A 14,169-nucleotide genomic window follows, 5' to 3' on the forward strand; every position below is an offset into this window, starting at 1 on the left:
GAGTGTGCATTTATTTTAAGGCTTTCAAAACAGAATGCTACTGATCAGGTTTTGCATATCAAGTAAAAAAAATCTTATCATGCAGCAATGTTTTTATAAAAAATAATAAAAAAGTCTTGACAAACAGAACAAGACAGAGTATAATGCAAAATATAAAAGTTTATAAAAAGGTTAAACAGATATGAAAAAGAGTATAGCGGTTGTTTTTGGCACCTTTGCTCCCTTACATCAAGGGCATATTGATTTAATCCAAAGAGCAAAACGTCAATGCGATGCTGTATGGGTGGTAGTTTCAGGTTATAAGGGAGATCGTGGTGAACAGGTGGGACTTACACTACAAAAGAGATTTCGCTATATTCGTGAAGCTTTTCGAGATGATGAGTTGACCTATGTTTGTAAACTTGACGAAAGCAATATTCCACGCTATCCGATGGGCTGGCAGGAGTGGTTGGATCAGATGTTACAGGCCATTTCCTATGACCAGACTAGTGAGGAGCTTATCTTTTTTGTAGGAGAGTCCGAATACCAACAAGAATTGTCAGAACGTGGTTTTGAGACTGTTCTACAGGAAAGAAAATTTGGAATTTCGGCTACCATGATTCGAGAAAACCCAAGTAGATATTGGAAATATATCGCTCAACCCTTCCGCCGTCAGTTTACGAAAAAAGTGTTGATTATGGGAAGTGCTAGTAATGGTAAAACAACTCTAGCCAAGGATTTAGCTCGCTTCTATGATGCGCCAGTCAGTCTGGAATATGCTCGTGAGTATCAGATAAAAAATAATGTCCGAGATGATGAGCTTACTCCAAAAGACTATTATTACCTTCTATTGGGGCAATATGACCAAACTTCCAAGTTAATCGATAGCAATGCCAATCGAGGCTTGGTCATTGCAGACACCAACTCATTGGTAACCAAGGGCTACTACGATTACTACATGGAAACTGAAGAGCAGGGGGACTTGTCCGTAGAAACATTTGATAATCTATTCGTTTCCATCTTAGCCAAGGAAAAGTGGGATTTAATCCTCTTTGTGCAACCTGTTGGCTCTTATGTTAATGATGGTTTTCGAGACATGACCATGGCAGAAGACCATATCCGTCATAGTTTTTCTCAGCATTTGGATATGATGAGGGAGCAATATCTGGCTACTATCCCTCATGTTTATCTAGCTGATGACTATCTAGGAAATTATGAAGCAGCAAAAGTAGCTATCGATGCCATTTACCAAGCAGATTAGGAGAAGAAAATGAAAAAAATAACTGAAAAAATCACTCGATTTATCGCAAACTTTAAAAATGTTCACGCAGAAGCTCGTAAAATTGGTTTTGCAGGAGTAATGAGTTTGCTTTGGAAAGACCTCTTTGTGGGACGCAGTCTTTTCCAGTGGCTCTATTTGATTGCTTTATCAAGTGTCCCTCTTATTCTGGAGTTTACACAAAACACGGAAAGTCATGATTGGGTTGGTCTTTTGGCCTCTTGGACAGGGATTGTCTGCGTTATCTTGGTAGCTGAAGGTCGGGCTAGTAACTACCTTTTTGGTGCTATTAACTCTGCAATCTATTTGGTCCTAGCTATGAATGCTACTTTCTACGGTGAAGTTTTGACAACAGTTTATTTCTTTGTCATGCAGCCTATTGGTCTCTATACTTGGTTGTCTAATCGGATCAATGAGCAAGGAAGACCAGAGGAGTCTCACTTTGAAGCTAAGAAACTTGGTCTGATTGATTGGCTCAAGTACTTGGCCTTGACAGCTCTCATCTGGATTGGCATGGGATTAGCCTACCAAAGTATCAGTAGTGCTCGTCCTTTCCGTGACAGTGTTACCGATGCGACCAATGGTGTTGGTCAGCTCTTGATGACACGTCTTTACCGTGAGCAGTGGATTTTCTGGATTGCAACCAATCTCTTTAGTATCTACCTCTGGTGGGGTGAAAACATCCATATCCAAGGGATGTACTGGGTCTACACCATTAATAGTCTAGTCGGTTGGTACCAATGGACTAAGGCTGTCAAGGAGGGATAAGATGGCTGAAACGATAATCCCGGCTGGAATGACAGAGAGAGAATATTTTGAGATTCATGCGACGGAGAAGGAATTTTTAGACTGGTACTGCAAACAGGATCTTCCTCAGTATGAAAAACCGAGCGTGACGGTGGATATGGTAGCTTATTGCTTTGTGGAAGGGAAAATCAAACTCTTGCTAATTCGTCGCAAGGCCCATCCTTATCAAAACTGTTTGGCTTTGGTCGGTGGTTTTATGGATAAGAGCGAAGATGCAAGGCATGCTTGTCAGCGTGAAGTGAGAGAGGAGGTTAACCTTGACCTTCCTTTGGAAAAAATCGAACAGTTGATGACAGTATCTACTCCAGGTCGTGATCCGCGGGGCTGGACGGTTACTATCGCCCACTTGGTGTATCTACCTAGCCGCGCACTTGATCTCGTTCAAGCTGGTGATGATGCCAAGGATGTGGTTTTTGTCGATGTTGATTTTCAGACGGGCAAGTGCTTCCTAGAGGGACTAGAGCTGGGGGAGCAAGCCTTCGCCTTTGACCATTATGCCATTATCCAAGAGTCTATTAAACGAATCCAAGGGCGTCTTGACTGGAATCCGACCTTTCTCTATCTGCTGGAGGAAGAGTTCACTGTCTATGAAGGAACCGAATTAGTTAATCTCATCAACCCAGGACGACCAATTGTCAGCAATAACTTTCTCGTAAAATACGGTGAGTATGTAGAAGAAGTTGGGCTCAAACGAGTGCCTAAAAAGAAACCAAGAAAAACCTATCGATTAAAATAAAAAGATTGGAGACCGAAATCGATAGACCAAGTCTCGATTTCTTAGTTTCAGTCCTGAGAAGTTTCGACAAATCCGATGGCTGGTTGAGCTTGAGAATAGAGAAAATACAGTTTGTGTCAAAAGTCAATTCAGCTATCGTGTCAAAGGTTTATTATTCATAAAAAAGTGAGGTCGGGATTTTTCCCGACCTCTTTTTGTTTAAGGATGTTTATCTTTCTTTGAATTGCTCATGATTCGAATGAATAAATCTTTGTATTTATATTTTAAATAGGTTTCGTGTAAATACAATAAAGCTATATAGACAATCATGAAAATGGCAGTTAGGTAGAACAAATCAAATGTTGTTTGAGCGTAATGAGTAGCTGCCCCATAAGAAACGAAAGCATCTAAAATCACCCAAGGAAGATACTTGTAATATTTGCTTAACATAAGCCTACACCTCCAATATCCTATCTCAATTTTATTATAGCCCTTCAAGAAAAAAATACAAGCGATTACACTTATAAAATATAGTATTTTTAGTAGGAAAAATTTCCTGTTTTTTTTAATTCTTTACGAATAAAAGATATAGGAGGGATAAGGAAATAAATGTACTAAAAAATAATTCTAAAAAATTTTAGATAAATAGTTGACAGATTCAAAAACAAATATTACAATAATGTTACAAAAACATTTCTTAACATTTCAAAAATGTTACAAAAGGAGCATAAAATGAAAAATAAAACTTCTATCAAATTAATGGCTGCAACTGTACTCGCTTCAACATTACTATTGGGGGCTTGTGGCAATAAGAAAGAGAATACTGCAAGTGATAGTTCTAGCAAGACAACACAAGCATCTTCTAGTTCTAAGGCAAGTTCTTCAAGTAAAGAGAACAAGAATCAGAAGTCCTCAAGTTCAACTTCAACAGAAAAAGCTAAATCATCATCTTCTGATCAGTCAACAACTACTGCTAACCAATCGCAAGCAACACCAGCACCAGAAACAAAACAAAACCAAGAACCTTCTGCTAAGCAAACCCCTTCTCAAGCCCCATCCAATCAACAAGGAACACAAGCAAAACCGAATCAGTCAGCTTATGATCCAGCAACTGATCGCAAACTCCAAGACAAGCAAGCAGAGCACAATAAACGTTATAAAGGTGTCTTGACTATGGTAGACAAAGATTTTTCGGCTGCGGCTGGAAATTGGAAGGGTGCGAATGGTGAAATGATCACTGTTTCATCAGGTGGTCAATTTACAGTAGAATCTGCTGATGGCAAGAAAGAAAACTACTCTATCCAAAGTTATTCTTATACCCTTGATGATGGGAAATACAATGCTGAAGTAGGTGGTGGAAAAGTCATCCAAATCACAACAGGTGCAGATGGTACTGTTTCAAGTGTTACTTTGATTAAGCCATAGACTTCAGTACAGAAATAATTTGTTTAAAAATAGTTCAGTTGATGAGTACCTACAGCATTTGAAGTTGATAAGACGTCATAAATGAACTCCAGAGATGAGACTAACTTAGGAGTATATATAATCATATCTACCTGAACTGACCGTTTTTCACTTAGTTTCTTTCAGAGAAAGTGGTATAATGAAAAAATCAAAGGGAAATGAGTGATGAATCAATGCCAGATAAATTAATTTTACCTCAAAACACACGACTCATGGGAGTGTTCCTTGGCTTTATCGGTGGTTCTTTGGATGTATTCTGTCATATCCAGTACCATAGTTTGGTGGCAACGCAGACAGGGAACATTCTCCTACTGATATCAGATTGGCACGATTCACATGTCATCAATACCATGTTGAGATTCTGTTCTATTATATTCTTTTCCCTAGGCTTTCTGTTTGCCTTACACATGAAAGAATATCGCAAAACAGCCTATTGGCGGGTTAAGATGCTGCTTCCCTTATTTATCGGGACCCTTGTTCTGCCCTTCTTTTCCCGCTTTCCTCTATTAGAAGTTCCTTTTATTGCTTTTGGAACTGGAATGATGATGCTAACATTTACGGGTAGTTTGATTGAAGATCATCCCTATGTCATTTTTATGACGTCTGGAAATTACCGAAAAATGTTGACTGCTTTGTATCACATCGTTAGAGGAGAAGGAGATATCCAAGAATATCGTCGTCAAGCCTTGAACTATGGTATTGTTGTAGGTAGTTTCGTAGTGGGGGCCATTAGCTTGGCTGTATCTATGCATTTTTTCCATGAATGGTCTATTTGGATTGTCAGCTTTAATTTGTTGTTGATTATGGCATACTATATTGCTAGAGTGAAGCAGCTAGATTTGCAAGATGAAAATATATAAAAAACGGCAAATCTCAATTTGAGATTTGCCAATTTTTATACGTTTATGCTTTTTCTAACTGTAAGAGAGCTTCAATTTCTGCAAGTGTGCTTGCCTGTGAGATAGCTCCACGGAGTTTAGCGGCGCCAGATGTTCCACGGAGATAGTGAGGAGCGAGGCCACGGAATTCACGGACCGCAACCTTTTCTCCCTTGAGGTTAATCAAGCGTTTTAAGTGCTCATAGGCAATTTTCATCTTGTCTTCAAAGGTTAAATCAGGCAGGATTTCTCCAGTTTCAAAGTAATGATTGATTTGATTGAAGAGGTAAGGATTTCCCATGGCTGCGCGTCCAATCATAACGGCGTCGGCACCGACTTCCTCGATGCGTTGTTTAGCTTCTTGAACCGTACGGATGTCTCCGTTAGCGATAAATGGAATCTTGGTCAGAGCTTGTGCAACCTTATGAAGAGTCTCAAGGTCTGCATGACCTGTATACATTTGTTCACGTGTACGGCCGTGCATAGCGAGGGCAGAGACACCTGCAGCTTCGGCAGCTAGGGCATTCTCAACTGCTAGGGATGGGTCAGACCAGCCCGTACGCATTTTGACAGTGAGGGGGATATCAAGGACAGATTGGACCTTGTTGATGATAGAGTAAATCTTATCTGGGTCCTTGAGCCACATAGCCCCAGCTTCGTTTTTTACGATTTTATTAACTGGGCAACCCATGTTGATATCAACGATATCGGTCTTGGTGTTTTCTTGGATGAATTCTGCTGCGCGTGCTAGGCTGTCTTCATCGCTACCAAAAAGTTGGATAGAGACTGGGTTTTCGCCTTCATCGATATGAAGCATATGAAGAGTTTTTTCGTTGTTGTATTGGATTCCCTTGTCAGAGACCATTTCCATGACAACGAGTCCAGCTCCAAGCTCTTTTGCAATGGTACGGAAGGCAGAGTTGGTTACTCCCGCCATGGGTGCTAAAACGGTACGATTGGGAATCTCAACATTGCCAATCATAAAAGGTGTATTAAGATTTGTCACGAATGAGTTCCTCCAGGTCGTTTTCATCAAAGTTGTAAGTAGTTTGGCAGAATTGACAAGTGATTTCTGCCCCGTGGTCTTCGTCCTTCATTTCCTGCAAGTCTGAGCTTGGAAGACTAGAAAGAGCCTTCATAAAACGTTCTTTGCTACAGTCACATTGGAAACGAATTTCTTCTTCAGACAGACGTTTGTATGGTTCGTCTCCGTAGATAGCCTTGAGAAGGGCTTCGATATGGTCGTCGCTTTCTAGAAGATTCGAAATAGCTGGCATCTCTTGGATACGTTTTTCAAAGCGAGCAATTTCTTCTTCCTTGGCTCCTGGCAAAACTTGAACGAGGAAACCACCTGCGACTTTGACCTTGTCGTCTTCATCCAAAAGGACATTGAGGCCGACTGCAGAAGGGGTCTGCTGACTTTCTGTTAGGTAGAAAGCTAGATCTTCACCGATTTCTCCCGAGATGAGGGGAGTCATAGAGTTGTAAGGATTTCCAGTACCGTAGTCTGTGATAACCAGAAATTGGCCATTACCAACAAAAGGTCCAACTAGGACTTCACCGGTTGCAGTTTTTTTGATATCAACGCCAGGATTTTGAACGTAGCCTTTGACATTCCCCTTGGTATCAGCGACGGAGATAATGGCCCCTAGAGAGCTAGTTCCCAGCACCTTAACTGTTAGTTTGGTATTTCCTTTTTCATTGGCTGCGAGAATCTGGCTAGCAATGAGGGTACGGCCGAGTGCCACAGTTGAGCTAGCTTGGGTTTGATGTTTTTCTTGAGCAGTGCGGACGGTTTCAGTGCTGTCTAGAACAAAAGCACGAAAAAATCCACTTTCTGATATTGTTTTTATAATTTTATCCATAGCTACTATTTTAGCATAAAAATGCCCAAAGGGGGAGTGGGGTGCCTACTATCGTTTTAAAGTGATTTATTTATATCAGTAAAATTATGAAGAAAAAACTAAAATAGGCTAAAATGTACTCTTTAAAAATGGTAAACAGTTGAAAATAAAGAGACTAAAGTGGTAAAATGGGAACAAGAAAAAATAGTAAATGTATATTTGCATAAAATTATTGAAAATTTACAAAAAGAAGTTAATTATGGATAAAAAGAAACCAATCTATGTTTTTTTAGGACAAACTGTCCTGTATTTTATTGTTCTACTTGGTTTGCTTTACTTTTTTAGTTACCTAGGACAAAGTCAGGGAAGCTTTATTTACAATGAATTTTAGTTTAAAGGAGAAAAATCATCGTGTCTAATAAGCCGATAAAAGATATGATTGAAGCGATTGAATATTTCGCCCAAACTCAACCTACCTTTCCAGTATACAATGTCTTAGGGCAAGAGCACACTTATGGTGATTTAAAGGCTGATTCAGATAGTTTGGCTGCAACCATTGATCAGCTAGGATTACCTGAAAAATCTCCTGTGGTGGTTTTTGGTGGTCAGGAGTATGAAATGTTGGCTACCTTTGTAGCTCTGACTAAGTCAGGTCATGCCTATATTCCAATTGATAGCCACTCTGCCTTGGAGCGCGTGTCTGCGATTGTTGAAGTAGCTGAGCCAAGCCTAATCATCGCCATCAATGAGTTTCCAATCGAAACCCCAGCTGTTCCAACCATGTCCTTGGAGCAGGTACATGAAGCCTATGCAGCTCAAAAAGCTTATGATTTGCAGCATCCGGTCAAGGGGGATGATAACTACTACATCATCTTTACATCAGGGACAACTGGAAAACCAAAAGGGGTGCAAATTTCGCATGCTAATTTGCTCAGCTTTACCAACTGGATGATTACGGACAAGGAATTTGCGACGCCAGAGCGTCCACAAATGTTGGCGCAACCACCGTATTCCTTTGACTTGTCTGTCATGTATTGGGCACCGACCTTGGCTCTTGGAGGAACGCTTTTTGCCCTCCCATCAGCCCTTACTCAAGACTTTAAGCAACTCTTTGCGACCATCTTTTCACTTCCGATTGCTATCTGGACTTCAACGCCATCTTTTGCAGATATGGCAATGCTGTCTGAAGATTTCAATGCTGAAAAGATGCCAGGGCTTACCCATTTCTACTTTGATGGAGAAGAGTTGACAGTTAAAACTGCTCAAAGATTGCGCGAGCGTTTTCCAAATGCGCGTATCATCAATGCTTACGGTCCAACGGAAGCGACGGTGGCTTTGTCAGCAGTTGCTGTTACAGATGAGATGTTGGCAACCTTGAAACGTCTTCCGATTGGTTACACCAAACCTGATTCACCAACCTTTATCGTTGATGAAGAAGGCAATAAATTACCAAATGGGGAACAAGGGGAAATCATCGTATCTGGACCTGCTGTTTCAAAAGGCTATATGAATAATCCTGAAAAAACAGCTGAAGCTTTCTTCGAATTTGAAGGTTTGCCAGCCTACCACACTGGAGATGTTGGAACTATGACAGATGAAGGTCTTCTTCTTTACGGTGGACGGATGGACTTCCAGATCAAGTTTAACGGCTACCGTATTGAGCTAGAGGATGTCTCTCAAAACTTGAACAAATCCAAGTACGTTGAATCTGCTGTTGCAGTTCCACGTTACAACAAGGATCACAAGGTCCAAAACCTCTTAGCCTATGTTATCTTAAAAGATGGCATCAAAGAACAATTTGAGCGCGAAATTGATATCACGAAGGCTATCAAGGAAGACTTGGAAGATATTATGATGTCTTACATGATGCCATCTAAGTTTCTTTACAGAGAGGAATTGCCACTGACTCCAAATGGCAAGATTGACATCAAAGGATTGATTAACGAGGTGAATAATAGATGATGGATTTCCTGAAACAGCTGCCTCATATTGAGCCGTATGGGAATCCGCAGTACTTTTTGTACGTGATTACTGCTGCCTTGCCAATCTTTATCGGTCTTTTTTTCAAAAAACGCTTTGCTTGGTATGAAATACTGGTTAGTCTGTTCTTTATCGTTACCATGTTGACGGGTGGCAAGACCAATCAATTGGCTGCCTTAGGGATATATCTAATCTGGCAAATCTTGTTGGTTCTTTTTTACAAGCAGTATCGAAAAATTCGAGATGGCAAATGGATTTTCTATCTCGTTAGTCTGTTATCTTTACTTCCAATTATATTTGTAAAGGCGCAAACAGCCATTAATGGAACACAATCCTTGCTGGGTTTTATCGGAATTTCTTATTTGACCTTTCGTTCGGTGGGTACTATCATCGAACTCAGAGATGGAGTCATTAAGGATTTGAAGATGTGGGAGTATTTGCGTTTTCTTCTCTTTATGCCGACATTTTCAAGTGGTCCTATTGATCGTTTCAAACGTTTTAATGAAAATTATCAGACGATACCAGAGCGCGATGAGTTGATGGATATGCTAGCTGAATCCGTTCGGTATATCATGTGGGGATTTCTGTATAAATTTATCCTAGCTCATATTTTAGGCGAGATTTTATTACCACCGCTAAAGAATTTAGCTTTACAAACAGGTGGCGTCTTTAACTATTATGTAGTGGCCATCATGTACACATTTGGTTTAGAACTCTTCTTTGACTTTGCAGGTTACTCTATGTTTGCTATAGCTATTTCAAATCTGATGGGAATTCGTAGTCCGATTAACTTCAACAAACCTTTCTTGTCAAGAGATTTGAAAGAGTTTTGGAATCGCTGGCACATGAGTTTATCCTTCTGGTTTCGTGACTTTGTATTTATGCGCATGGTCATGGTGATGACGAGAAAGAAGCTTTTTAAGAATCGAAATGTGACTTCAAGTGTCGCCTATATCCTGAACATGCTCCTTATGGGGTTCTGGCATGGGATAACTTGGTTTTACATTGTCTATGGACTCTTTCATGGGCTAGGTTTAGTGATTAATGATGCTTGGGTTCGAAAGAAAAAAACGCTCAATAAAGAACGTAAGAAAGCAGGGCAAGCTCCCTTGCCTGAGAATCGCTGGGTTCAGTTGCTTGGCATGGTTATAACCTTCCATGTCGTGATGATTTCATTCTTAATCTTCTCTGGATTTTTGAATGATTTATGGTTTAAAAAATAAAAGGAGTTAAAAAATGGATATCAAATCAGAAGTTATTGAAATTATTGATGAATTGTTTATGGAAGATGTTTCTGACATGATGGATGAGGATCTTTTTGATGCAGGTGTCTTGGATAGTATGGGAACAGTTGAGTTGATCGTGGAAATCGAAAATCGCTTTGATATTCGTGTCCCAGTTACAGAATTTGGTCGTGATGACTGGAATACAGCTAATAAAATCGTAGCAGGAATTGCGGAGTTAAAGAATGCTTAAACGCCTGTGGTTAATCTTCGGGCCTATCTTTGTAGCGGGATTATTGGTTTTTCTTCTTATTTGTTTCTATCCAAGTAGCCCGAGTCATAATCTCATGGAGGAAAAATACTCTGCCGCTTCGATAAGTGCAGAAAGCTTTAAGGAAAGAAGCCAAAAAGTAAGAGCTCTTACGGATCCTGATATGCGTTTCGTGCCTTTTTTTGGATCTAGTGAGTGGATGCGTTTTGATAGTATGCATCCAGCAGTACTAGCTGAAAAATATGACCGTTCTTATCGTCCTTACTTTATGGGACAGGCAGGAGCAGCTACCCTCAGCCAGTATTTTGGGATACAACAAATCACATCCGAGCTTGAAAATAAGCAAGCGGTATTTGTAATCTCTCCACAGTGGTTTACAAAAGAGGATCATGACCCGACTATTTTTCAAACCTATTTTAATAATGATCAGTTGACTGCCTTCTTGGAAAATCAATCTGGGGATGCAGCCTCTCAGTATGCTGCCAATAGACTCTTAAAGCAAAATCCTGGTGTTTCTATGAAGAGCATCGTTGAGAAATTAGCCAAAGGAGAAAAATTATCAGAGTTCGACCAAAGTATGATTAATATTTCGTCGCAATTAAATGAGAAACAGTCAGCTATTTTTGGACAATTCTCCATTCGTGGACGATTAAGGTACAAAGATCACGTTGAGAAATATTTGGGTAGCCTCCCAGAACAATTTTCTTATGAAGAATTGGAAGCTATCGCTCGAAAAGAGGGTGAAGAAAATACAACCAATAATGATTTGGGAGTAGATAATCATTTTTACAATACTAAGTTAAAGAAAGATTGGAAAAAATGGGAAGGGTCTCAAAAGAATTTTAACTTTCTCAAATCACCTGAGTACAATGATTTGCAGTTAGTGCTCGATCAATTTGCCAAATCTAAGGTCAATGTACTCTTTGTCTTTCAACCTGTCAATAAAAAATGGATGGATTATACCGGGCTAAGTGAGGAGATGTATCAACACACAGTTGAAAAAATTCGTTACCAGTTGGAGAGTCAAGGCTTCACCAATATCGCTGACTTTTCCAAAAACGGTGGAGATCCATACTTTGTTAAGGACACGATTCATATTGGTTGGTTAGGCTGGTTGGCGTTTGATAAGGTTGTAAATCCTTTTTTGAGCAATCCAACAACAGCACCTAATTACCAAATGAATGATCGTTTCTTTAGCCAAGATTGGGCGGATTACGATGGTAACATCAAAGATTTTCAATAATAATATAGAAAAGAGTTTGAGCTTTTTGTTCAGACTTTTTTTATGAAATGTCGGATAGGTTACCTTCAAAAAGGTTAAAAGTTTTAAAATCATGCTAAATAGCGTATAATGGTAAAAGAACGAAGAGAAAGGGATTTCAATATGAATAAACGTTTTTTGTTGCCTGTCCTATCGACAGCCCTATTAGCTCCAGCCTTTTTAGCTGGACAAGTCTATGCTGAAGAAAGTACTAGTACTTCAGAAGCTACAGAAGTTGTGAGCACTGCAGAAGCACCAGCAGTAGCAGCGACTCCTGAGGTTGTTACAAGTACGGCAACACCAGCTGAAGAGGTTGCACCTCAAAAAGAAGAAGCAGATACTGTTATCTTGCATACTAATGACGTGCATGGTCGTATCGTAGAAGAAAAAGGAGTAATTGGAGATGCCAAGCTCGCGACAGTTATTGAGAAGGAGCGCGAAAAGGGCAATCAAACGACTCTAGTGGTGGATGCAGGGGATGCCTTCCAAGGTCTGCCAATTTCAAACTCTACAAAGGGTGAAGCACGTGCCAAAATCTTAAATGAGATGGGCTACGATGCTATGGCTGTAGGAAATCATGAGTTTGACTTTGGACTTGACGAAGCTAAAAAATACAAAGAAATCTTGAACTTCCCATTGCTCAGCTCAAATACTTATGTGAATGGTGCTCGTTTATTTGAAGCAGCAACAATTGTTGATAAGAATAAGGATGTTGAAGGTGATGAATTTGTCGTCATCGGTGTGACAACGCCTGAAACAGCTACCAAGACCCACCCTAAGAATGTTACAGGTGTAACCTTTACAGAGCCTATTGCAGAGGTTAACAAGGTTATCGAAGAAATTCAAGCTAAAGCCTTGGCAGAAGGCAAAGACTACAAACATTATGTTGTTCTCGCTCACTTGGGAGTTGATACAACAACACCTGTAGAATGGCGTGGTTCAACACTTGCAGAAGCACTTTCGAAAAATCCTCTTTTGAAAGGTAAGCGTGTTACAGTGATTGACGGTCACTCTCATACAGTAGAATCGACTACTTATGGTGACAATGTGACTTACAACCAGACAGGAAGTTATCTTCATAACGTTGGTAAAATCACATATAAATCTCGACAATTATTGGGGAATCCTTCACTCATTGCGGCTGCAGATGCTAAGAAATTGGAAGCTAATCCAAAAATTGAAAAACTTGTCAAGGATATCAAACAAAAGTATGACGCTGAAAATGCTATAGAAGTTGTTTCAAATAGTCCAGTTGAGTTGAATGGTGACCGTGAAAATGTTCGTGTCCGTGAAACCAACCTTGGGAATGTCGTAGCAGATTCTCTCTACCAGTATGGTCAAACAGGGTTTAGTCATCCAACAGATATCGCTGTGACAAATGGTGGTGGCTTGCGTGAAACGATTGCCAAGGGTAAACCAATTACAAAAGGAAATGTCATTGCGGTTTTACCATTTGGAAACACAATCTCACAAATTCAAGTAACTGGTCAGCAAGTTTTTGACATGTTTGAAAAATCACTCGGATCTATTTTGCAGGTTGATAAGGCAGGAAAAACTGTCTTGGATGAAAATGGTCAACCATTGCTAGAACCAAGTGGTGGATTCTTACAGATTTCAGGAGCCAAGGTCTATTACGATACAAACCTAGCTGCAGGCAAACGTGTCTTGGCTATTCAAGTTAAGAATCGTGCGACTGGTATTTATGAAAAACTAGATTTGGAAAAAGTTTACTACCTAGAAACCAATGACTTCCTTGCAGCAGGTGGTGACGGTTACACCATGCTTGGTGGTGCCAGAGAAGAAGGCCCTTCAATGGATGCTGCCTTTGAAGATTACCTTAAAACAGCTGATTTGACTCAGTATGAAAATGTAAATCCAAATTCACGCACGATTTCTGTGGATTCAAAAACATTTAAACTGCCAGAAGATCAAGGTAAAGAGCAAGATCCAGCTAAACCAGGAAAAGATTCAGCAACAGATCCGGCTAAACCAGAAAAAGATCAAGCAATAATTCCTACTCAGCCAGGAAAAAATCAGGGAACAACTCCGGCTAAATCAGGAAATGATGCAACTAAGCCAGGAAAAACTCAAGAGACAACTCCAGCTAAAACTGAGAAGGACTCAGCAACAAAAACAACTCCATCAGGAAAAACTCAAGGAACAACTCCTGCCCAAACATCTACTGTAAAAGTTGATTATAAGGTTGCAGATAAATTTGCCAACAAGACAGTCGTATCAGAAAAATTACTTCCTAATACAGGTAGTGAACAATCTATTTTCATGATGCTATTGGGTATGATTCTTGGAGCGACAGCCCTCTGGACTAGCCGCAAACAAGAAAAATAATTCTAAAGGATGAAAACATCTCAGGTGTTTTCATCTTTTTTCTTGACTCCTTACTTGGATGTGATATACTTAACTAGTAAAGGAATGGTGTGATACTCAATAAAAATCAAAGAGCAAACTAG

The 14,169-nt window shown here is 39.9% G+C and carries 14 protein-coding genes; 11 read left to right on the forward strand and 3 right to left on the reverse strand.

Going from position 1 to position 14,169, the window contains the following annotated elements:
- The first annotated feature begins 181 nt into the window (after positions 1-181).
- The 3 genes from HMPREF2619_RS01785 to HMPREF2619_RS01795 are packed head-to-tail and all read left to right on the forward strand — an operon-like array spanning position 182 to position 2,801.
- Complete coding sequence (locus tag HMPREF2619_RS01785; RefSeq protein WP_000748153.1) at positions 182-1,240, forward strand: AAA family ATPase; 1,059 nt, start codon at positions 182-184, stop codon at positions 1,238-1,240.
- 9 nt (positions 1,241-1,249) lie between these two features.
- Positions 1,250-2,026 (forward strand): nicotinamide riboside transporter PnuC, encoded by a 777-nt coding sequence (pnuC, locus tag HMPREF2619_RS01790; protein ID WP_070458607.1) that lies wholly within the window; start codon positions 1,250-1,252, stop codon positions 2,024-2,026.
- Between the two features lies 1 nt (position 2,027).
- Positions 2,028-2,801 (forward strand): NUDIX domain-containing protein, encoded by a 774-nt coding sequence (locus HMPREF2619_RS01795; protein ID WP_070458609.1) that lies wholly within the window; start codon positions 2,028-2,030, stop codon positions 2,799-2,801.
- A 198-nt stretch (positions 2,802-2,999) separates the two neighbouring features.
- Here the strand turns inward: HMPREF2619_RS01795 and HMPREF2619_RS01800 are convergent, their stop codons facing one another.
- Positions 3,000-3,230 carry a hypothetical protein gene (locus HMPREF2619_RS01800; protein WP_070458613.1) on the reverse strand — a complete coding sequence of 77 codons (231 nt, stop codon included), beginning with the start codon at positions 3,228-3,230 and terminating at the stop codon, positions 3,000-3,002.
- Between the two features lie 282 nt (positions 3,231-3,512).
- Here HMPREF2619_RS01800 and HMPREF2619_RS01805 point away from each other — a divergent pair, with 282 nt between their 5' ends.
- Both HMPREF2619_RS01805 and HMPREF2619_RS01810 read left to right on the forward strand, forming a co-directional pair.
- Positions 3,513-4,205: a hypothetical protein gene (locus HMPREF2619_RS01805; RefSeq protein WP_070458616.1), complete on the forward strand. Its 693-nt coding sequence runs from the start codon at positions 3,513-3,515 to the stop codon at positions 4,203-4,205.
- Between the two features lie 212 nt (positions 4,206-4,417).
- On the forward strand, positions 4,418-5,104 hold the full coding sequence (locus HMPREF2619_RS01810) for a YoaK family protein (RefSeq protein ID WP_070458620.1): 687 nt from the start codon (positions 4,418-4,420) through the stop codon (positions 5,102-5,104).
- 43 nt (positions 5,105-5,147) lie between these two features.
- Here HMPREF2619_RS01810 and dusB read toward each other — a convergent pair whose 3' ends face one another.
- Positions 5,148-6,128 carry a tRNA dihydrouridine synthase DusB gene (gene dusB, locus HMPREF2619_RS01815; protein WP_070458623.1) on the reverse strand — a complete coding sequence of 327 codons (981 nt, stop codon included), beginning with the start codon at positions 6,126-6,128 and terminating at the stop codon, positions 5,148-5,150.
- Entirely contained in the window at positions 6,115-6,987 is an 873-nt protein-coding gene (gene hslO, locus HMPREF2619_RS01820) for an Hsp33 family molecular chaperone HslO (RefSeq protein ID WP_070458627.1), read from the reverse strand. Before hslO ends, dusB begins: the two co-directional genes overlap by 14 nt.
- 238 nt (positions 6,988-7,225) lie before the next feature.
- On the opposite strand from hslO, the gene HMPREF2619_RS01825 reads away from it, so the two are divergent.
- The 6 genes from HMPREF2619_RS01825 (at position 7,226) to nt5e (ending at position 14,047) form a co-directional block, all read left to right on the forward strand.
- Positions 7,226-7,357, forward strand: coding sequence for a teichoic acid D-Ala incorporation-associated protein DltX (locus tag HMPREF2619_RS01825; RefSeq protein WP_000358457.1), 132 nt, complete (start codon positions 7,226-7,228; stop codon positions 7,355-7,357).
- A 20-nt stretch (positions 7,358-7,377) separates the two neighbouring features.
- On the forward strand, positions 7,378-8,928 hold the full coding sequence (gene dltA, locus HMPREF2619_RS01830; RefSeq protein ID WP_070458629.1) for a D-alanine--poly(phosphoribitol) ligase subunit DltA: 1,551 nt from the start codon (positions 7,378-7,380) through the stop codon (positions 8,926-8,928).
- A complete protein-coding gene (gene dltB, locus HMPREF2619_RS01835; protein ID WP_070458632.1) occupies positions 8,925-10,169 on the forward strand; it encodes a D-alanyl-lipoteichoic acid biosynthesis protein DltB in 1,245 nt (414 codons plus the stop codon). The genes dltA and dltB overlap by 4 nt, the downstream gene beginning before the upstream one ends.
- Positions 10,170-10,182: 13 nt before the next feature.
- Positions 10,183-10,422 (forward strand): D-alanine--poly(phosphoribitol) ligase subunit DltC, encoded by a 240-nt coding sequence (gene dltC, locus HMPREF2619_RS01840; protein ID WP_036757952.1) that lies wholly within the window; start codon positions 10,183-10,185, stop codon positions 10,420-10,422.
- Positions 10,415-11,683 carry a D-alanyl-lipoteichoic acid biosynthesis protein DltD gene (dltD, locus tag HMPREF2619_RS01845; protein ID WP_070458635.1) on the forward strand — a complete coding sequence of 423 codons (1,269 nt, stop codon included), beginning with the start codon at positions 10,415-10,417 and terminating at the stop codon, positions 11,681-11,683. Before dltC ends, dltD begins: the two co-directional genes overlap by 8 nt.
- A gap of 141 nt (positions 11,684-11,824) precedes the next feature.
- Positions 11,825-14,047, forward strand: coding sequence for a cell surface ecto-5'-nucleotidase Nt5e (gene nt5e / locus HMPREF2619_RS01850; protein ID WP_083279566.1), 2,223 nt, complete (start codon positions 11,825-11,827; stop codon positions 14,045-14,047).
- Positions 14,048-14,169: the final 122 nt, after the last annotated feature.

The sequence above is a fragment of the Streptococcus sp. HMSC074B11 genome (genome assembly GCF_001808705.1).
GTDB lineage: Bacteria > Bacillota > Bacilli > Lactobacillales > Streptococcaceae > Streptococcus.

Excerpts from the sequence above, each read along its gene's own strand:
- HMPREF2619_RS01785 (WP_000748153.1), top strand. The coding sequence starts at position 182 with ATGAAAAAGAGTATAGCGGTTGTTTTTGGCACCTTTGCTCCCTTACAT.
- pnuC (WP_070458607.1), top strand. The coding sequence starts at position 1,250 with ATGAAAAAAATAACTGAAAAAATCACTCGATTTATCGCAAACTTTAAA.
- HMPREF2619_RS01795 (WP_070458609.1), top strand. The coding sequence starts at position 2,028 with ATGGCTGAAACGATAATCCCGGCTGGAATGACAGAGAGAGAATATTTT.
- HMPREF2619_RS01800 (WP_070458613.1), bottom strand. The coding sequence starts at position 3,230 with ATGTTAAGCAAATATTACAAGTATCTTCCTTGGGTGATTTTAGATGCT.
- HMPREF2619_RS01805 (WP_070458616.1), top strand. The coding sequence starts at position 3,513 with ATGAAAAATAAAACTTCTATCAAATTAATGGCTGCAACTGTACTCGCT.
- HMPREF2619_RS01810 (WP_070458620.1), top strand. The coding sequence starts at position 4,418 with ATGCCAGATAAATTAATTTTACCTCAAAACACACGACTCATGGGAGTG.
- hslO (WP_070458627.1), bottom strand. The coding sequence starts at position 6,987 with ATGGATAAAATTATAAAAACAATATCAGAAAGTGGATTTTTTCGTGCT.
- HMPREF2619_RS01825 (WP_000358457.1), top strand. The coding sequence starts at position 7,226 with ATGGATAAAAAGAAACCAATCTATGTTTTTTTAGGACAAACTGTCCTG.
- dltB (WP_070458632.1), top strand. The coding sequence starts at position 8,925 with ATGATGGATTTCCTGAAACAGCTGCCTCATATTGAGCCGTATGGGAAT.
- dltC (WP_036757952.1), top strand. The coding sequence starts at position 10,183 with ATGGATATCAAATCAGAAGTTATTGAAATTATTGATGAATTGTTTATG.
- dltD (WP_070458635.1), top strand. The coding sequence starts at position 10,415 with ATGCTTAAACGCCTGTGGTTAATCTTCGGGCCTATCTTTGTAGCGGGA.
- nt5e (WP_083279566.1), top strand. The coding sequence starts at position 11,825 with ATGAATAAACGTTTTTTGTTGCCTGTCCTATCGACAGCCCTATTAGCT.